Origin of the sequence: Prauserella alba, assembly GCF_024171735.1 — a bacterium.
GTDB lineage: Bacteria > Actinomycetota > Actinomycetes > Mycobacteriales > Pseudonocardiaceae > Prauserella > Prauserella alba.
In genome coordinates this window covers 1,083,123-1,102,470 of sequence record NZ_JAMTCH010000004.1, presented here as the reverse complement: position 1 = coordinate 1,102,470, position 19,348 = coordinate 1,083,123, and the positions used below count along the sequence as shown (strand labels likewise).

Genomic DNA, 19,348 nt, shown 5'->3' with positions numbered 1-19,348 from the left:
AGGTGTCCTCAGCGGGCGGCTTCGACGCGACGGAGCCGCTCGTCCCACCACCGTGTGGTGTCCGGATCGGCCGCGTGGTCGGCGAACAGGTCCGGCTCCGGCGCCGTGCGCGGCACCGGGATGCGGCCCTCCACGGGCGACAGCGGTGCGCTCGTCACGTCGGCGGTGAGCAGACTCGCGGTGCCGAGCCCGCAGGCGAAGTCGAGTTCGGGCAGCGCTCCGGCGAGCGCGAGCCCCGCGGCGAGGCCGACGCTGCTTTCGACGGCCGACGACACCACGCACGGCAGCCCGCACGCTTCCGCGACGTCGAGTGCCCGGCGCACGCCACCCAGCGGGGCGGCCTTCAGCACCGCCACGTCGGCGGCACCGGCCACGGCGACCCGCAGCGGATCCTCGGCCCTCCGGATCGACTCGTCCGCCGCGATCAGCACGCCGACCTTGCGCCGCACCTCGGCCAGTTCGGCCACCGAGGGGCACGGCTGTTCGGCGTACTCCAGCCCACCGGCCGCACCGTCCAGCTCCCGGAGCGCGGTGACCGCGGTGTCGACGTCCCACGCCGCGTTCGCGTCGACGCGGACCGCGCCGCCGGTTCCCAGCGCGTCGCGGACCGCTTCCACGCGGGCGCAGTCGTCGGCGAGCGACGAGCGCGGATCGGCGACCTTCACCTTCGCTGTGCGGCAGCCCGACGCGGACACCAGCGCGTGCGCTCGCTCCGGCGACACCACGGGCACCGTGGTGTTGACCTCGACCGCATCGCGCACCGGTTCCGGCCAGCCGTCGCGGCTCGCCTCGACCGCCGCCGTGAACCACGGCACCGCTTCGGCGTCGCCGTAGTCGCGGAACGGGCTGAACTCGCCCCAGCCCGCTGGCCCGCGTAGCAGCACGCCCTCGCGCACGGTGATCCCGCGGAACCGGTTCCGCATGGGGAGCGAGAACACACCTGACACGTCGACGCCGGTCGCCTTGTCGTTCACGAGCGCCATTGTCCGCGTGCGTTTCGCAGGGCAGCCACGCCGGGTACGCGCGAATCGAACCGACATGAGAGGAGTGGTGACTGTGACCGGCAGGCTCAGTGGCCGTCGAGTGGCCTTCCTGGTGGCGCCCGAAGGTGTCGAGCAGGTCGAGTTGACCAGGCCGTGGAAGGCGGTGCAGGACGCCGAGGGTCTGCCCGAGCTGATCTCGTTCGAGTACGGCGACGTGCAGGCTTTCAACCATCTCGACAAGGCCGACGTGTTCCGGGCCGACAAGCCGGTCTCGGAGGCGTCTGTGGACGATTATCTCGGCCTCGTGCTGCCCGGCGGCGTCGCGAACCCGGACCTGCTTCGCACCGACCCGGCTTCGGTGCGGTTCGTCGGGGCGTTCGTCGATGCGGGCAAACCCGTCGCGGCGATCTGCCACGCGCCGTGGACCCTCATCGAGGCCGGAGTGCTCCGGGGCAGGCGGTTGACGTCGTATCCCAGCCTGCAGACGGACCTGCGCAACGCCGGTGCCGACTGGGTGGACGAACAGGTCGTGGTCGACGGCGGGCTCGTGACGAGCCGCAACCCGGACGACCTGCCGGCGTTCTGCGAGCAACTGGTCGAGCAGCTGGCGCAACAGACGGAGCATCCGCACGCCGCACCGGCCTGACCGCGATCCGCCCGGGTGCCGAAGGGACGAGCAACGGCGGACGTCGCCTATCCGGCGTCGCGAGTTCCGGATGACCCGGTGTCGTCGGCGTCCGGCGGTGTGACCTCGACGCCTGTTCTGCGGGCCAGCTCCATCGCGTCGCCGGGCGCCTTCACCTTCTCGTCGTTGTCGAAGTAGACGAACACGTCGCGGACCTTCCGCGGCGCCGCCCGCGCGACGGTACGGTCCGTGCGCGGCGACTTCCCCGAGCGCCACGCCAGCACCTTGTCGGACCACGCGGCCAGTTCCCCGTCGGGGTAGCCACCTGCGTACAGCTGCTGCCAACCGTGCAGCCGCACGTAGACGAAGTCGGCGGTGACGTCGTCGAGCTGTGGCCATTCGCCCGCTGCGTCGGCGACGACCAGCCCGATCCCGTACTGCCGCAGCAGCTCCACGGCCTCGGCGGTCGCGAAGCTCGGATGGCGCACCTCCAGTGCGTGCCGGAGGGGCCGGTCCTTCTGCACGGTCGTGTGCGGCTCGAAGCGGACCGTGTTGTGGTCGCTCGCCAACCGCGCCGCCTCGTTCGTGCTGCGTGGGAGGCGATCGAAGAAGTCGGCGAGCAGGTCCGCATCGAACTGCAGTGTCGGCGGAAGCTGCCACAGCACCGGGCCCAGCTTGTGCTCGAGCGCCGTCACCCCCGATGCGAAGAAGTTCGCGAGTGGTTCGGTGACCTCGCGCAACCGCTTCATGTGTGTGATGAACCGCCCGCCCTTGACCGCGAACACGAAGTCGTCCGGCACCTGCTCGAACCACGCGCGATACCGCTCGGGTCGCTGGAGTGAGTAGAACGATCCGTTGATCTCGACGGTACGCAGCCGGTTCGCCAGGTACTCGAGTTCGCGGCGCTGCGGCAGCCCCCGCGGGTAGAACGTGCCTCGCCATGGCGGGTAGACCCAGCCCGACGTGCCGATCCGTATCGCCGTCGTGCCGGCCCGGCCGGTCTTGCCGTGAGCAGCGGCGCACATGTCCCCAGGCTGCCATCGCGGGCCTCATTGCCACCAGAACGACCACAGCCGTTCACCGACGAGGCCGCCCGCCACGGCGCGCAGCGTGTCCGGTTGGGCGGTGAACTGGTCGAGGCAGAAGGCGCGGTGTTCGGCCGCGAGCAGCTCCGCGCGGTGGCGCGTCTTCGGTGGCGCGGCGACCGACAGTGTCATCTCGTCGTAGCCGAGCCGGATCAGCGTCGCGCCGAACCGGTCCTCCCAGCTGCGCAGCACCGCCGACAGCAGCTCGGCACGGTCGGTGGTGCGCAGCATGCCCTGCCAGCCGAGCGCGGCCGGGACGTCCGCCGGCCGCTGTGCCTCGGCGATGCCGAGCCGGTAGCTCCCGGACGCGACGAGGCGGGAGCCGGTGTTGCCGGCCTCGGCGAGCGGGTCCGACTTGCGGGGTGACCGCCGCGCCAGCCCGGGGAACTCGGCGCCGAACGGTTCCAGGCAGGTGCCGTCGCAGCACGGCCCGCGCCACCAGGAGCGCAGTACGTCGCCCGCCTCGTCGAGGCCGATGAGGTCGTCGGTGGGCGGGTTCCAGGGGCGGTCGTCGATCCAGTCCTGCCCCGCCAGTTCGAATCGCAGATCACGGGGGATCAGCACGGGCCAGCGGCCGGTACGCGGGAAGGCAGCCACGCAGGCCAGGTACAGCGAGGGGTCGGTGATCGGGTCGTCGGACACCCACAGCGCCTGGTGCATGCGCCCGGGCGGGAGGGTGAGAGAGGTGGCGGTCGTCGTCGGTGTGCTCATGCCTCGAACGCTAGTTCGATCCACCGACAGTTCCGGGCTCGTCGCCGAAGTCCTCCCCGATACTCACTCGAACGGGTCAGGACCCCGTGGCCGTATCCGCCGCGGGGTCCTCGGGTTCTCCGGGCGCTACAGCGGGCGCAGCAGGTCGTCGGCGTCGATGATCCGGTAGGCGTAGCCCTGCTCGGCCAGGAACCGCTGCCGGTGAGCGGCGTAATCGGTATCGACCGTGTCCCGTGCGACGACCGAGTAGAAGTGGGCCTGCCTGCCGTCCTCCTTCGGCCGCAGCAACCGGCCGAGCCGCTGCGCCTCCTCCTGCCTCGACCCGAACGTGCCCGACACCTGGATCGCCACGGACGCCTCGGGCAGGTCGATCGAGAAGTTGGCGACCTTCGACACCACGAGCTTGGTGATCTCGCCGCGCCGGAACCGGTCGAACAGCGCCTCGCGCTCCTTGTTCTTCGTCGAACCCTGGATGACCGGGGCGTCGATCGCCTCGCCGAGTTCCTCGAGCTGGTCCAGGTAGGCGCCGATCACCAGCGTCGGCTGATCCTCGTGGGCGTCGACGATGTTCTTGATGACGGCCGTCTTCGTGTGCGCCGTCGAGGCGAGCCGGTAGCGTTCCTCCGCGTCGGCCGTGGCGTACGCCAGCCGTTCGCCCTCGGTGAGCGTCACGCGGACCTCGATGCAGTCGGCAGGCGCGATCCATCCCTGGGCCTCGATGTCACGCCACGGCACGTCGAAGCGCTTCGGCCCGATCAGCGAGAACACATCGCCTTCTCGGCCGTCCTCGCGCACCAGCGTCGCGGTCAGCCCGAGGCGGCGGCGGGACTGCAGGTCGGCGGTCATCCGGAACACGGGCGCGGGCAGCAGGTGCACCTCGTCGTAGACGACGAGCCCCCAGTCGCGGGAGTCGAACAGTTCGAGGTGCTTGTACTCGCCCTTCGACTTGCGTGTGATGACCTGGTAAGTGGCGATCGTGACCGGGCGGATCTCCTTCTTCTCGCCCGAGTACTCGCCGATCTCCTCCTCGGTCAGCGACGTCCGCGCGACGAGCTCACGTTTCCACTGCCTGCCCGCGACGGTGTTGGTGACCAGGATCAGCGTCGTGGCCTGTGCCTGGGCCATCGCAGCCGCGCCGACCAGCGTCTTTCCGGCACCGCACGGCAGGACGACCACGCCGGAGCCACCCGCCCAGAACGAGTCGCGCGCCTGCCGCTGGTACTCGCGCAGCGACCAGTCGTCCTCCTCGAGCGACATCGGATGCGCCTCGCCGTCGACGTAGCCCGCGAGGTCCTCTGCGGGCCAGCCCACCTTCAGCAGCGCCTGTTTGAGGCGGCCGCGTTCGGACGGGTGGACGGCGACGGTGTCCTCGTCGACGGTCACGCCCAGCATCGGCTTGATCTTCTTGCTGCGCTGGACCTCGGCGAGCACGGCGCGGTCGGTGGTGGTCATCACCAGGCCGTGTGCGGGGTGGTTGTGGATCTGCAACCTGCCGAACCGGCCCATCGTGTCGACGATGTCGATCAGCAGCGGCTGCGGCACCGGGAAGCGGGAGTAGGTGGTGAGCGCGTCCACCACCTGCTCGGCATCGTGTCCCGCCGCGCGCGCGTTCCACAGCGCGAGCGGGGTGATGCGGTAGGTGTGCACGTGTTCGGGCGCGCGTTCCAGCTCGGCGAACGGTGCGATCGCGATCCGCGCGTCCTCTGCCTGCTCGTGGTCGACCTCGAGCAGCACGGTCTTGTCGGACTGGACGATCAGGGGGCCATCACTCACGCCTCCCTTTATACGTTCCCTTCGGCGGCGGTTGGGCCGTCCGGTGGGCAGGGCGGCCTCATACTGGAGCTTGACCGGTCGTCGCAATACCATCGCCGGACGTAATGTCGGCCACTGCCGGTGTGGATCAAGATCTGCTGCAGTGGCTACGATCCGATGTGTCTTTCGCGTTGACATGAAGGAAGTCCGTTGCCCCGTCGCAGCCAGGCCCCCAGGGACGAAGCGGCGGACATCCAGCGGTCGGGTGGACGCTGGCGGCTGCGCAACTGGCGGCTGCGGACCCGGCTGCTCGCCGCCCTCCTCGTTCCCGTACTGGCGATGCTGGGTTTCGCGGGGCTGCGGGTCGAGTCGAATCTCGCCGAGGCGGGTGACTACGCGGCGGCCACCGAGCGGGTTCGGGTCGACGACACGGTCGCGAATCTGGTCCACGAGCTGCAGCGCGAACGCGATCTGACCGTGCGTTACGTCGCGGGCGGGCGGCAGGGCAGGCCCGTCGAGGTGCTCCGGCAGCGCGAACGGGTCGACACGGCGCGGGGCGAGTTCGAGAAGACGCTCACCGCCGCCCGGCCCGATCTTCCCGACGAGGCGGTCGAGGACTTCCGGCAGTGGGAGCGCGGGCTGGAGGGCCTGGCCGCGGCGCGCTACGCGGGACAGCATTCGGCACAGCCCGCGGGGCAGGTGCTGGCCGCCTACAACGACCGCGTCGCGGGCCTGCTCGACATGGGTGGCCAGGCCGCGGTCGACACGTCGGATCGCGAACTCGCGAGCACGTACCTCGCCGCGGGCTCGTTGGCGCGGGTGAAGGACGCGTTGTCGATCCGCAGGGCGCTCGTCGGTGAGGCGCTCGCGTCGGGGACTGCCTCGCCCGCCCTGCGGCGCGCTCTCTCCGGTGCGGATGTGCAGGTCGCCGATGCCAGGAACAACCACGCCAAGTTCGCGACGCCCGCCCAGCGACGGTTGCTGGACGAGGAGCTGAACCCGCGGGTCGAGGCGACGTCGGGAACCGTCACCGCCGTACTGAACGGCGACCTTTCGGCCGACCCCGCCACGTGGGACCGGCAGGCCACCCACGCCGTCGACGCGGCGAAACGCGCCGAGGACGCACTGCGGGACGACGTGCGCGACCGGTCGGCTGCGCTCGCGTCGGAAGCCCGCTCGGACGCACTGATCGACGGCACCGTGATCCTCGGGGTGCTGCTGCTGGCGGGGCTGCTGGCGATGGCCATCACGCGGTCGCTGCTGCGCCCGCTGCGCACACTGCGCAACAGCGCCCTCGACGTGGCCCACTACCGGCTGCCCGAAGCGGTCAAGGGCATCCTGGCCGATCCGGATCCGCGGCCGGAGGACGCACACCGCCGGTCCGTCGAACCCGTCCGCGTGTACAGCAGGGAGGAGCTCGGCCAGGTCGCCAGGGCCTTCGACGCCGTGCACGGCCAGGCCGTGCGGCTCGCGGGCGAGCAGGCCATGCTGCGGGAGAACGTCAGCTCGATGTTCGTCAACCTCTCGCGCCGCAGTCAGGATCTCGTCGAGCGGCAGCTCACGGTGCTCGACCGGATGGAGGAGCACGAACAGGACCCCGACGTCCTCGGCGGGCTGTTCGAGCTCGACCACCTCGCCACGCGCATGCGCCGCAACAGCGAGAACCTGCTCGTGCTCGCCGGACAGGACGTCGGCAGGCCGCTCCCAGGCGCCGTCGCGGCCGAGGAGATCATCGGCGCCGCACTGTCGGAGGTCGAGCACTACCAGCGCATCAACGTCGCGACGACGCCGCAGATCGGTGTCAGGGGCGAGATCGTCGGCGACCTGGTGCACGTGATCTCGGAGCTGTTCGAGAACGCCACCGACTATTCGCCCGGCGACTCGCCCGTGTCGGTCGTCAGCGCGGTCACCCAGGACGGCGAGTGGCGGATCGACATCACCGACCGCGGCGCGGGCATGCCCGAGACGGAGATCCACCGGGCGAACATGCGGCTGGCCGAGGTCCCGGACGTCGACGTCGAGGTGTCCAGGCGGATGGGGCTGTACGTCGTCGCGCGGCTGGCCAGGCAGCACGACATCCGGGTGTGGTTGTCGGCCGCGGACCTGATGGGGCTCACCGCGACGGTCGTGGTGCCCGCTGCGCTCGTGCGGCAGGCCGACTCGTCGCCCCAGGAATCGCCGGTCGCGCTGGAGGAGGCGACGACGACCGGGCAGCAGTCGGGGCAGGAACGGCCGTCGTCGGTCGTGTTCCGGCCGGAGCCGCAGCGCCGCCCGGCGACCGCGTTGCCCGCCGAACCCGAACCCTCCGAACCCCTGGCCGCGGCGGACGAGCCCGAGGACGGCCCGGCGAGTGCGCCGGTCGGCAGGCCGGTGCCGGACGGCGGGCCCCGACGGGAGGCCGTCGCCGAGTTGTTCACCGACCCGTATGCCGAGGCCGGCACGTTCGGAGTGCCGGCCCGCATGCCGGAGCAGGCGCCGTTCGCCGAGCCGGACGCCGTGGGGCACCCGGAAGCGGTGGCCTCGGACGACGCGGTGGAGCCGGAAGACGCTCCGGAGCCGGAAGACACGGTGGTCCCGGAAGACATGGCGGAGCCGGAAGATGCGGTGGAGCCGGAGGTCACGGCGCAGGCCCATGCCACGGCACGAGGAGGGGAGGCTGAGCCGAGCGGGTCGGCGAACCTCGGGCCGGTGTTGCCACGGCGCATGCCCGCGGTGTCGGAGGTTCTCGCCGACGAGAGCGGGGACACCGGCGACGCCGGAGCGACGGACTTCGCCGATCACCCGGTGCAGGCCGACGGCGTGGAGCAGGTGGCAGGCCCGGCTGCGCCCACCGGGAACCAGGACCCCCGATTCCAGGACGTCGGATCCCAGGACGCCGGATCCCAGGAGACCCGATCTCAGGAGACCCGGCACCAGGAGACGCGCTCCCGGGATGCTCAGTCCCCGGATGCCGCATCCCCGGACGCCCAGTACGGGGACTCACGGTACGGGGACCTGCAGCAGGATCAGCCGCGGTACGAGGCCCCGCAGCACGAACCGGCGTTCGGCGAGGGCGTACGGGGAGCGGAGCCGGAACATGGCCGGGCCGGTCGTGGCGGGAGCGCCGAGCAGCCCGCGTCACTGCGGCGGCCGGTGCGGCGGCCGGGTGCGGTGCCGGCTGCCGACGAGTCGCTCACCGAGGAGATCCCGCTCGTTCCGGGCGGCGCCGAGACCGGAAGGGCAGCGGCGTTCGGTACTCGTGAGGCGGATTGGGAGGACGACAGGGACGTCGCTTCGGCGGCCCGGCCGCCCGTGCCGGAATCGGCTGCCGAGGTCACGGACGGACTGACCGCCCCCGTACCCGTGATCGAGGACCCCGACGCCGACCGGGATGGCGAACGTGCCGCGGCCGTGGACGATGTCGCCGCCGACGGTGCCCAGGACGTCCCCGCACTCGGCCGTGCCCCGGCCGCGACCGGGACCGACGCGCCCGCCACCTCCGGAGCGGACCGCGAGACGGCCGTGGGCCCCACCGCCGAACCGGCCCCGGGGCGCGGGGCACGACGGCGCCGCGAACCCGACCTCGAACCCGCCGAGCAGACCGACGTCTCGGCGTGGGGACCGGGGCCCACGTGGCCCATGCGCGATGACGACGAACCCGGTGCGACGCCGCAGCCGCAGCCGACGTCCGGGTCCGTGCCCGCGCCGGGCGACTCGGCGGAGGCGGCACTGGGTGACGACGCGCCCACCGACCGGATGGCGGCCTACCGGCGGCTCATGACGCGGTGGTTCGAACCGGGTGGCGATCCGCAGGACTGGCTGCTCGACTCGGCCGAGCAGGGCGGGGCCGTACCGGACCGGGCCGAGTACGTCGGTGCCGAGTACGACAACGCCCAGTACACCGGTGCCGAATACGCCCGTGCCGATCGCGGCGGTTCCACCACCGGACCGGCAGGCGCTCGGCCCAACGGTTCCGATCACGGCGAGTGGCATCGGCGCGGCGGCACACCCGAAGCGGTCCGGAACGGAGACGTGCGATCGCAGCCGCCGGGGCCCGGGGGCGGTTCCGCCGTCACCGGCTCCAGCGGCACTGTTCCGGAGAGCACTGTTCCGGACGGCCCTGTTCAGCAAGGCGCCGGCTCGGAGGATGCTCTGCCCGGCCACAGCGACCCCGACCCTGCCCTCGAACCCGAACGTGGTGACCTCGCCCCCGAGGTTCCTGGCCATGACGGTCGGGCGGACCGCAACGGCGCGGCGTCCACCGGCTCGGAGCCCGTGGGGTCGGCCGACGACGACGTCGAGGCGGGTGTCCGGAACGGGTACGGCACCGACGGCGGCAGGCGGCGACGGCAACCGGCCTTCATCGACCGGTCGCCCGAGGCGATTCGCGAGCGGATGTCGGGACTGCAGCGCGCCACCGCCCTGGCGAGGCACGGCCGCAGCCGCTGAGTGGCGCGGCGGCGCTCAGCGGCTGGTCAGCTCCGCGAGGCGGCCGTCGGGTCGGGCGACCCGGCAGCATCCGCCGCTTCCGCCGTATCCGCACCGTCGGACAACGCGGCACCCGTCGCCTCAGCAGGCGCGGTCGTTTCGCTCGCAGCCGTCGCGTCGCTTGCGGTCGTGTCATCGGTCCCGGTCGTGGCCGCCGGGGTCTCGGCGGGTGCGTTCTCGCCGGTGCGCTGCACCTGCGGGCTCTGCAGCAGCCGCGCCACCTCGCCGCGCAGCGAGACGAACTGTTCGGACTCGCGGGTGGCGATCTGATCGCGTTCGGTGGGCAGGTCGATGGCCAGATCCGCCACGATCGCCGCGGGGGACTTCGACAGCACCAGCACGCGGTCGGCGAGGTAGACGCTCTCGTCGATGTCGTGCGTGACCAGCAGGATCGTACTGCCGAGATCGCGCTGGACCCGGCGCGTCAGGTCTTCGAGCTCGCCGCGGGTCTGCGCGTCCACCGAGGCGAACGGTTCGTCCATCAGCAGCAGTGCGGGCCTGCTCACCAGCGCCCGTGCGATCGACACGCGCTGCTGCATGCCGCCGGAGAGCTGCCACGGGTACTTCTTGCCCACTCCGGCGAGGCCGACCGATTCGAGGACCTCGGCGGCGCGGCGCTGCCGCTCGGCCTTCGACACCTTCTGCCACCGCAGCGGGAACTCGACGTTCTTCGCCACGGTCAGCCACGGGAACAGCGAACGGCCGTAGTCCTGGAACACGACGGCGAGGTCGTCGGGCACGCCCGACACCTCGTCGCCGTGCAGCCGGACCGAACCGCCGGTCGCGGGGATGAGCCCGGAGATGCAGCGCAGCAGGGTCGACTTGCCGCAGCCGGACGGGCCGACGATGCACGCCAGCTGCCCTGCCTCGATGGTGAACGTCAAGTCCTGCACGGCGACGTGCGCGCGCTCACCCTGACCGTACTGGTGGGTGAGGCCGGAAACCTCGAGCATGGTCGACACGGTCAGCCTCCTACGGGCGCGTCACAGGTCGGTGTCACGGGGCCGGCGTCGCGGGCGCTCACGCGTCGTCCCCACGGGCCGGTTGCCAGCCGAGCACGAGGCGTTCGACGGCCAGCAGTGCGGTGTTGAGCGCGTAGCCGAGCACGCCGAGCAGCAGCACCCAGAACCACATCTCGGTGTACTGGACCGTCGACTGCGTCGTGGAGATGCGCAGGCCGATGCCGCTGCCGCCGACGATCTCGGCGACCACCATCAGCAGGATGGCGATCGACAGGCTCAGCCGCAGCCCGGCGAAGATCTTCGGCATCGCCGCGGGCAGCACGATCATGCCGATCCAGTACCGCCGCGGAGTGCCGAGCGAGCGCGCGGTGTCGATCTTGACCTGGTCGACCGAGCGCACGCCGTCGACGGTGTTCAGCACGATCGGCCACAGCGTGGAGAACACGATCGCCGCGATCTCCATCTGCACGCCGATCCCGAACATCACCATGAACGCGGGCATCAGCGTCACCGGCGGCACGGAACGCAGGAACGAGATCAGCGTGCCGCAGTAGTCCATCGCCCAGCTCGAGCGGCCGAGTGCCGTGCCGAGTGCGACGCCGAGCGCGGCCGAGAGGGCCCACGCGCCGAGGGCGGTCGCCAGGCTGGGCAGCACGATCTCGAACACGGCGTCGCCGAGCATCAGCCGCCACGCGGGTCCGGACAGCAGCACGTCGGCCCCGGTGGCGATGATGTCCGTCATCCGGGGGAAGTAGACGCTGTCGGCCCCGATGGCGACGAGTTCCCACAGCAACAGGGCTGCGGCGAGCACGAGCCAGGTCACGGCGGCCGAGCCGAGGACGCGACCGCGGTTGGCTGCGGCGGTCGTGGTGCTCATCGGGTCGCCCTTTCCTCGGTGTCGGCCCAGCGGAAGAGCCGCCTGCCGCTGCCGACGAGAGCGGAGTTGATCGCCCAGCCGGCCAGGCCCGCCAGCACCGTGCCGGCCATGACCTGGTCGAGGTGGCCGTTGTTCATGCCGCCTTCGAGGATGTAGCGGCCGAGGCCGATCTCCGACGCGGCGATGTACTCGACACTGATGACGGCGATGAGCGCGATGGACGCGGCGACGCGGACGCCGGTGAAGATGAACGGCGCGGCGTGGGGCAGCGCGACCCAGGTGAGGGCCTGTCGCCGGTTGGCGCCGGTCGCGCGGGCCGAGTCGAGCAGGACGGGGTCGATCTCGCCGAAGGCGTAGATCGTGTTGAACAGGATCGGCCACACCGCGGCGTAGACGGCGAGGGTGATCTTGGCGTCGGGGCCGCTGCCGATGGTCACCATGACCAGCGGGATCAGTGCGACGGCCGGGATGGGGCGCAGGAACTCGATGAGCGCCCGGCTGGCCGATTGCAGTGCGGGCACGCTGCCGAGCAGTAGGCCGGCGGGCACGCCGATGCCGACGGCGACGCCGAGTGCGATCAGCCAGGCCAGCAGGGTGGCGATGACTCCGAGGAGGAATTCCCGGTCACCGAGCAGCTCGACGAAAGTGGTGGCGACCTCGCTGGCCGGTGGGACCCAGTAGTCCGGCAGCACACCGGCCTGCACGGTGATCTCCCACAGCAGGAAGAAACCGAGCAGGCCGGTGAGACCTTTGGCGAATGTGCGCACGCCGGTTACTTGGCCGAGTCGTCCTCGCCGGTGTCCGGCGGGATGATCATGTCCTTGACGTCGAGGTTGTTCTCGAGGGCGCCGCGGTCGACCATCAGGTCCGGCACGCGCTGGATGCGCTCCGGGTCGAGGCTGCTCTCGAAGGTGAGCAGGGTCGTCATCGGTGCGAGGTCCTCCGGCAGGCCGACGTGCTCGACGAGCAGCGGGTCGATGACCTCGGTGCGGTCGGCGGTCTCGGCCTCGTTGCTGGCCTTGACCATGGCGCGCTGGAACGCGGCGACCGTCTTCGGGTTCTCCTTCGCGAAATCGGCGGTCGTGCCGTAGCCGGCCATCGGCAGGTTCTTCAGCGGGCCGGTCATCGGGTCCCACCTCGACTCGGCGCCGAGCTGCTTCTGGTTCATGGCGATGAACGGGTCGGGGAAGAACGCCGCGTCGAGGTCCTTGCCGAGGCCCTTCTGGGAGGTGCTGAACCCGCCGGGCTTCCAGTTGACCTTGTCGAGGTCGACGTCGTTGGCTTCGGCCCACGCCTTGGTGAGGATGTCGGCCAGGGTGTCCGGCGGGGTCACGCCGACCGTCTTGCCCTCGAGGTCCTTCGGCTCTTCGAGCGGCGAGTTCTTCGGCACCATGATCGCGTTGGACTTCGGCGCCGCCGACGAGGCGTCGGCGATCAGCTTGAGATCCATCGTCCCGGCGGCCTGCTGCGCGAAGAAGCCGGTGTAACCCGAGTAGATGATGTCGACCTCACCCGAGTTGAGCTTGTTGAAGCCCTTGTCGGCGCTGTCGACCTTGATCGGGTTGACTTTGAGACCTTCGTCGGAGAAGTAGCCCCGCTCACGGGCGAGGTGGAAGGCGGCGAGGTCGATCGTGCCCTGGATCGACACGTTGACCTTCGACTTCTCGACCTGGGCGTTGCCGCTGTCACCTTCGTCCGAACCGCCGAGCAGGCCGCAACCGCTGATGGAGGCGAACACGGCGAGGCCGGCGGTGAGCGCGGCGAAGCGCCGACCGCCGGCGCGGCGTTGTGATGGACGCAAGGCAACTCCTCGTGGGACTGGATGATGGCGTGGGGTGACCACAATGGCGCAGACCTGCGTGGATCGCTGGTCCGAACCGGGCGCACCGAAGATGCGGCCCCACTCTATTAAGCAGGCAAAGCGATCACAACGGGTACTCAACACGAATGACTGGGTGTTGGACGTCACCCTCCCGGCATCGAGTTGGATTATGAAACACTACTGAACGTGTTCCCGGATCCTGGGTGATCGGACAGAGAAGTGAACGCTGAGTAACGGGACGAAGGGTTTCACCCTCTTCTGACCTAAGAGGGTTACGTGCTAACAGGTCGTTCGCTACTCTCTGCCTCTGCCTACTCGGGAATCGGGTTGCACGCTCACTGAAATGAGTGTCGGTCGGCGACGAGGGATCGAGGATTCCGCAACGGGGAGGCCGTTGACGGGTGTGCGGTGCTTCGCGTCGGGCTGCGACGCTGATGCGGGAGGCGTACTGAGCGGGTGCACCCGCGAGGTGCCGGGGCCGGGCGCCCCGGCAGGGCGGGCGGTCGCCACCGCCGTTGCTGGTGCCTCGGGTCCCCGGGCCGGCAGGTCCCGGTCGGGACGGCAAATCGGCAGGAGCCGTAGGGCTCGAACTTTGGGAGTGTGCTCGTAGTGCTCGACGAGAAGGCGGAGGAAGGGCAGTCCGGCGGCGACGGCCCGGACGGCCCGACCGCCGAGGCGACTGCCTCCCCGTCGGCCGCCGGCGGTGCCGGCAGCGGCGGTTCCGGACGCGGTCTGCGTAACTGGCGGCTCCGGTCCAAGCTCGCTCTGATCCTGATCATTCCCACGATCACCGCGCTCGTGCTCGCGGGCCTCCGGGTGTACGAGTCCCTCGACCGGGCGGACCAGCTGCAGCAGACCGCCGACCAGGTCCAGCTCGCCGACCAGATCAGTGACGTCGTCCACCAGCTTCAGATCGAACGCGAACTCGCAGTCCTCAAGCTCGGCGCACCCCCCGGCAACGCGGAACGGGCCAACCTGTTCAACGCCCAGGTCGAGCAGGTCGACACGGCGGTCGGGCGGCTGAACGACCTGGCGGGCGACCTCACCGTCGACGACCCGGCGATGCAGGCGCGCTACGACGCGGGCGTGAACCGGCTCGGCGTGCTCGACTCCATGCGGCAGGCCGTCACCGAAGGCGCGATGACCCCGCGCACGCTGCTCGACCAGTACACGCTGCTCATCACCGGCCTGGTCCAGCTGGACCGGGAAGTCACGACCGCGATCAACGACCGGGAACTGCTCCGCGACAGCAACGCGATCCACGCGCTGTCGGAAGCCAAGGAGTACATCTCCCTCGAAGGTGCGATCGTCGCGCTCGCCGCGCAGCAGAACGACTTCCCGCAGTACATGCTCGACGACGCCAGGGACGCCATGGCCAGTGGCGAGTCGGCGTCCGAGGACTTCAACGCCTTCGCCTCGTTGCAACAGCGGCAGTACTTCACCGACACCGTCTCCGCCCCGGAGCTCGACCGCAGGCAGATGCAGCGGGACCAGGCGTTCGCCCGTGTCTCGAACGGCGAGCCGCCACAGATCAACCAGCAGGAGTTCGTCGGCGACCTCGCCGTCACCCGCGACAACTACCGGGAGGCCGAGTCCGGCCTGCTGAGCGACCTGGAACAGCAGTCGGCCGGCCTCGCCGAGGACACCACGTTCGCCGCGTGGCGTGACGCCGCCATCGTCGCCGTCGCCCTGATCGCCGCGCTGGCCCTGATGCTGTACGTGTCGCGGTCGATGCTCGCGCCGCTGCGGACGCTGCGGGAGAACGCGCTGGAGGTCGCCTACGTCCGGCTGCCGGAGACCGTGCGCCGCATCCTGGCCGATCCGAACCCGATGGAGGCTTCCCGCAAGGGCATCAGCCCGGTGCCGGTGGAGACCAAGGAGGAGATCGGCGAAGTCGCTCGGTCGTTCGACGTGGTGCACGAACGGGCCGTCCGGATGGCCGCCGAACAGGCGCTGCTGCGCGAGAACGTCAACGGCATCTTCGTCAACCTCTCGCGGCGCAGCCAGCGCCTCGTGGAACGCCAGCTCGGCGTGATCGACAGTCTGGAGTCCGACGAGCAGGACCCGGACCAGCTCTCGCACCTGTTCGAACTCGACCACCTCGCGACGCGGCTCCGCCGCAACGGCGAGAGCCTGCTGGTGCTCTCCGGCGCCGGTCTGTCGAAGTCCATGGCCAAGCCGGTGCCCGCCGCCGACGTCGTCGGCGCCTCCGTGTCGGAGATCGAGCAGTACGCCCGCGTCGAGGTCGGCAGTGTGCCGGACATCGCCGTGCACGGCCGTGCCGTCAACGACCTGGTGCACCTGCTGGCCGAACTGCTCGACAACGCGACCTACTTCTCCGAGCCCGACACCAGGATCAGCGTGCGGGCCGCGGTGACGCGCAAGCGTTCGCTCGCCATCCAGATCACCGACCGCGGCGTCGGCATGACCGAGGAGCAGTTCGCCGAGGCGAACGAGCGGCTGGCCGATCCGCCGGACCTGGACGTGTCCGTGACCCGACGGATGGGGCTGTACGTGGTGGCGCGCCTGGCGCAGCGGCACGGCATCGACGTCCGGCTTCGCGAGAACGAGGACATCGAGGGCGGTGTCGTCGCCCGCGTCGTGGTGCCGCGGGAACTGCTCACCGACGCGCCCGGCGGCCCGGCAGGCATGACGCCCGCGATGGGCGGCCAGCACAACGGTTCGTACGCGGGGGTGCCCGCCGCGGCGGAGCTGCCGATGCGGCGGCTCGACGACGCCGACGGGGTCGGCGAGCCCATGCCGGATGCGACGGCTGCGCAGCCGACCAGTGCGTTCGAACCGGCACAGGCCTTCGACGGCTCGCGATGGCCGAGTGCCGAGGACGTCCCGGAGGATGCGTCCGAGCTCGACTACCTGTCGGGCGCCCAGGGCGGCGCCGACCCGGCCACGACCGTGATGCCCGCCGCCTCCGGCCAGACCGGTGGCGGCCCCGAGGACGACCAGCCCGGGCTGACCCCACTCGACCAGCCGATCAGCCTCGACGACCTGGTGGGCGGTCCGAACAAGGCCGCGGGCCCGTTCGTGAGCCCCGCCGAGCAGGAACCGGACGCGCTGCCGAAACGCACCCCGGGTCAGACGACCGGTTCGGCGCAGCCCTCCTGGCCGTCGCAGCAGCCGGCCGGCGGCAACGGCAACGGCCATGGCTACGGCAACGGCTGGGCGGACACGACGGGCGACGGTGGGCCCGGTGCCGGTACGGTGCCGGAGGACAACCCGCTCGCGTTGCCGAAGCGTGAACCGCGCTACGTGTCGCCGGAAGCGGCGGCGGGCCCCGGAACGTCGCAGGGGGCGGCCGGCAACGGGACCGCGGGTGCCGCTGCCGCGGCAGGTGCGGCACAGGCTGGGACCGAAGGTGCGGCGCTGGAGGAAGAGGCGCCGACGAAGCGGCTGCCGATATACCAGTCGGTGCTGTCACGCTGGTTCAGCGAGGAAGAAGAAGACGTGCCGGAGGCAGGGGCCGGCGACCAGACCAGCGACGTCGCGGACGTAGGCACCGCGAGCGCCGGCGCTTCTTCCGGTGGCGCCTCCGCCGGAGGAGTACAGGAGGACTGGCGGAGCGTGTCGGACACCGGTTGGGAAGCGGCGCAGTCGCTGCTCGAGCCGAAGGGCGAGGAGATCACGACGGCGGGCCTGCCGAAGCGGGTGCCGAACGCGTATCTCGTGCCGGGCTCGGTCACCGAAGCGAGCGACCCCACCCCTGCCAGCAACGCGGGTGCGGACGCCGACCCGCCGGCTGCGGCCGCCCCCGCGGCGACGGCGAAGCCCGCCGTGTCGCGTTCGGCCGAGGCCGCCCGCAACCGCATGGCCTCGTTCCAGCGCGGATTCACCAGCGGTAGGCACGCACTGCAAGAACAACCGGATCAAACAGGCACACAGTCCGAGGCCGAGTCGAACGGTTCGACCGACAACGGCGTTCACGGGGCGAAGGAGTAAGAGTTGACACGCGCTGGTTCGATGCAGCCGGGTACGCCCCGGCAGGGCAACTCCGGCCAGGCCGGAAGCTTCGCCTGGCTCATCACCGACTTCGTGCACCGGGTCCCCGGGGTCGCACATTCCGTGGTCGTGTCGGCGGACGGACTGCTGCTGGCCTCCTCCAAGGGTCTGCCCAAGGACCGTGCCGACCAGCTCGCCGCGGTGGCGTCGGGACTGACGTCGCTGGCTCGCGGTGCGGCGCAGGTCTTCGAAGGCGGACCGGTGGCGCAGACCGTCGTCGAGATGGCCAACGGCTTCCTGTTCCTCATGTCGGTCTCCGACGGTTCCTGCCTCGCCGTGCTGGGTGCCCCGGACAGTGACATCGGTCTGGTCGTGTACGAGATGACCCTGCTGGTCGACCGCGTCGGCCAGCAGATGACCCCGGAACTGCGTGCCCAGCTGCAGGGCAGTACCCGCCGGTGAGCTCACCGTCACCAGGACTTGGCGCAAGGTTGCCGATGATGTATCCACCGACAGTGAGCACACACTGAGGAGACCGCCGTGGATTCCGGGCACTCACGAGGTGATCGACGGTGGGACTGGGGGCAACAACCCGGTCCGCCGGACGAGCAGGACGGTCGCGCCGACGAGGCGTGGCGGCCGATCAGACCCAGCAAACGGGTGGACCGCGGCAGCGACTGGCTGTACCAGTCCGAGGAGGATTCCGGCGACCCCGCCGACTTCAGCGTGTCCGAGTATCGCGAGCGGCTCCTCGGCGGCCCTGGCTCCGAGCTGTACGGCTCACACGACGTGCCGCACCGCAGCGGCTCACCCGAACGTGAGCACCCGGATTTCAGCAGCGGCTATCACGTGCCGTACGCGGAGAACTCGCTCAGCGGGCGAGACGAGTTCGCGCGTGATTTCGACCGCTACGATGACGAATTCGGCCGCGACGGCTACGACACGGGCGAGTGGCGCACCGGTGACTTCGGCACCGGCCGGTTCCCGCCCGTCGACGACGGGTTCCGCCCGTCGCCCGTACCCCGTCAGCCGTCGGGTGACACGTTCGGACCGCAGCGGATCGACCTGGGAGGTTCCGGACCGGTGCCAGAGGAAACACCGTCCGAGAGTTCCGGGCTGGTCCGGCCGTACTTTCGTACAAAAGGCCGTACCCGGCCGAGCCAGGACCTCGCGATCGAGACCCTGATCTCGACGTCGGAGCGGGGCAGGCGGCTCGACGGGGTGCGAGTACCGGAGCACAAGCACATCTGCGGGCTCTGCCTCGACACCAGGTCGGTCGCGGAGGTGGCCGCCCTGCTGAAGATGCCGCTCGGCGTGGTGCGGGTTCTGGTTGGTGACGTTGCCGGTCTGGGGCTGGTGCTGGTGCACTCCCCGAACACGAACACCATGGTGGGCGACCGGCCCAGTATCGAATTCATGGAAAGGGTTCTCAGTGGCCTTCGGCGAATTTGATTCCGAGACACCCGCGCCTGCCGCTGGGGGACCCACGTCCTCGACGAAGATCGTGGTCGCGGGTGGTTTCGGTGTCGGGAAGACGACCCTGGTCGGTGCGGTGTCGGAGATCGACCCGCTGACGACCGAGGCGTCGATGACCGAGGCGAGCGTGTCCGTGGACGACCTGTCCGCGACGCCGCAGAAGGCGACCACGACGGTCGCCATGGACTTCGGCCGGATCTCGCTCGACTCCGACCTGGTGCTCTACGTCTTCGGCACGCCGGGACAGCACCGGTTCTGGTTCATGTGGGACGACCTGGCCAAGGGTGCCATCGGCGCGGTCGTGCTCGTCGACACGCGGCGGTTGGCCGATGCGTTCCCCTCGATCGACTTCTTCGAGAACCGCAAGCTGCCGTACATCGTGGCCATCAACTGCTTCGACCGGCTGCTGCATCACTCGATCGAGGACGTCCGGCACGCGCTGACGATCTCACCCTCCGTGCCGATCATGGCCTGCGACGCACGGCAGCGGGACTCCGCCAAACAGGTGCTGATCTCGGTCGTGCAGCACGCCATCGCCCACGACTCCGCCCTCCAGGCCGGCTGACGGGGAAGTAACCGTCTGTGGTCGGCCTTGTAGCGGTGCGGGTGGCAGGACCTGTGGCGGTGCACGCTG

The 19,348-nt window shown here is 70.6% G+C and carries 14 protein-coding genes; 6 read left to right on the top strand and 8 right to left on the bottom strand.

From position 1 onward, the window contains the following. Positions 1–8: 8 nt before the first annotated feature. Positions 9–974: an o-succinylbenzoate synthase gene (locus LY12_RS13950; protein WP_308292114.1), complete on the bottom strand. Its 966-nt coding sequence runs from the start codon at positions 972–974 to the stop codon at positions 9–11. 76 nt (positions 975–1,050) lie between these two features. Here LY12_RS13950 and LY12_RS13945 point away from each other — a divergent pair, with 76 nt between their 5' ends. Continuing rightward, positions 1,051–1,629 carry a type 1 glutamine amidotransferase domain-containing protein gene (locus LY12_RS13945; protein WP_253856688.1) on the top strand — a complete coding sequence of 193 codons (579 nt, stop codon included), beginning with the start codon at positions 1,051–1,053 and terminating at the stop codon, positions 1,627–1,629. Between the two features lie 47 nt (positions 1,630–1,676). On the opposite strand, the gene LY12_RS13940 is transcribed toward LY12_RS13945, so the two are convergent. The 3 genes from LY12_RS13940 to LY12_RS13930 form a co-directional block, all read right to left on the bottom strand. Next, the gene (locus LY12_RS13940) at positions 1,677–2,633 is read right to left on the bottom strand and encodes a DUF72 domain-containing protein (protein ID WP_253856686.1); all 957 of its coding nucleotides are present in this window, start codon (positions 2,631–2,633) and stop codon (positions 1,677–1,679) included. 24 nt (positions 2,634–2,657) lie between these two features. After that, complete coding sequence (locus LY12_RS13935) at positions 2,658–3,404, bottom strand: DUF4253 domain-containing protein (RefSeq protein ID WP_253856684.1); 747 nt, start codon at positions 3,402–3,404, stop codon at positions 2,658–2,660. A 126-nt stretch (positions 3,405–3,530) separates the two neighbouring features. Further along, on the bottom strand, positions 3,531–5,177 hold the full coding sequence (locus LY12_RS13930; RefSeq protein ID WP_253856682.1) for a DNA repair helicase XPB: 1,647 nt from the start codon (positions 5,175–5,177) through the stop codon (positions 3,531–3,533). 189 nt (positions 5,178–5,366) lie between these two features. Here LY12_RS13930 and LY12_RS13925 point away from each other — a divergent pair, with 189 nt between their 5' ends. Beyond that, positions 5,367–9,584: a sensor histidine kinase gene (locus LY12_RS13925; protein ID WP_253856680.1), complete on the top strand. Its 4,218-nt coding sequence runs from the start codon at positions 5,367–5,369 to the stop codon at positions 9,582–9,584. Positions 9,585–9,610: 26 nt separating this feature from the next. Here the strand turns inward: LY12_RS13925 and LY12_RS13920 are convergent, their stop codons facing one another. The 4 genes from LY12_RS13920 to LY12_RS13905 are packed head-to-tail and all read right to left on the bottom strand — an operon-like array spanning position 9,611 to position 13,263. Further along, positions 9,611–10,585: an ABC transporter ATP-binding protein gene (locus LY12_RS13920; protein WP_253856678.1), complete on the bottom strand. Its 975-nt coding sequence runs from the start codon at positions 10,583–10,585 to the stop codon at positions 9,611–9,613. Positions 10,586–10,643: 58 nt separating this feature from the next. Next, positions 10,644–11,462, bottom strand: a complete 819-nt coding sequence (locus LY12_RS13915) for an ABC transporter permease (RefSeq protein ID WP_253856668.1) — start codon at positions 11,460–11,462, stop codon at positions 10,644–10,646. Next, a complete protein-coding gene (locus tag LY12_RS13910; RefSeq protein WP_253856666.1) occupies positions 11,459–12,229 on the bottom strand; it encodes an ABC transporter permease in 771 nt (256 codons plus the stop codon). The genes LY12_RS13915 and LY12_RS13910 overlap by 4 nt, the downstream gene beginning before the upstream one ends. A gap of 5 nt (positions 12,230–12,234) precedes the next feature. Then, a complete protein-coding gene (locus tag LY12_RS13905; protein WP_253856664.1) occupies positions 12,235–13,263 on the bottom strand; it encodes an ABC transporter substrate-binding protein in 1,029 nt (342 codons plus the stop codon). 621 nt (positions 13,264–13,884) lie between these two features. Between LY12_RS13905 and LY12_RS13900 the strand changes: the two genes are divergently transcribed. From LY12_RS13900 to LY12_RS13885, 4 genes are all read left to right on the top strand, one after another. Beyond that, on the top strand, positions 13,885–17,238 hold the full coding sequence (locus LY12_RS13900; RefSeq protein WP_253856662.1) for a sensor histidine kinase: 3,354 nt from the start codon (positions 13,885–13,887) through the stop codon (positions 17,236–17,238). A 3-nt stretch (positions 17,239–17,241) separates the two neighbouring features. Further along, on the top strand, positions 17,242–17,700 hold the full coding sequence (locus LY12_RS13895; RefSeq protein ID WP_183649300.1) for a roadblock/LC7 domain-containing protein: 459 nt from the start codon (positions 17,242–17,244) through the stop codon (positions 17,698–17,700). A gap of 78 nt (positions 17,701–17,778) precedes the next feature. Then, entirely contained in the window at positions 17,779–18,690 is a 912-nt protein-coding gene (locus tag LY12_RS13890) for a DUF742 domain-containing protein (RefSeq protein ID WP_253856660.1), read from the top strand. Continuing rightward, positions 18,671–19,279 carry a GTP-binding protein gene (locus LY12_RS13885; RefSeq protein ID WP_253856658.1) on the top strand — a complete coding sequence of 203 codons (609 nt, stop codon included), beginning with the start codon at positions 18,671–18,673 and terminating at the stop codon, positions 19,277–19,279. Before LY12_RS13890 ends, LY12_RS13885 begins: the two co-directional genes overlap by 20 nt. The last annotated feature ends 69 nt before the right edge of the window (positions 19,280–19,348 follow it).

Excerpts from the sequence above, each read along its gene's own strand:
- LY12_RS13940 (WP_253856686.1), bottom strand. The coding sequence starts at position 2,633 with ATGTGCGCCGCTGCTCACGGCAAGACCGGCCGGGCCGGCACGACGGCG.
- LY12_RS13935 (WP_253856684.1), bottom strand. The coding sequence starts at position 3,404 with ATGAGCACACCGACGACGACCGCCACCTCTCTCACCCTCCCGCCCGGG.
- LY12_RS13915 (WP_253856668.1), bottom strand. The coding sequence starts at position 11,462 with ATGAGCACCACGACCGCCGCAGCCAACCGCGGTCGCGTCCTCGGCTCG.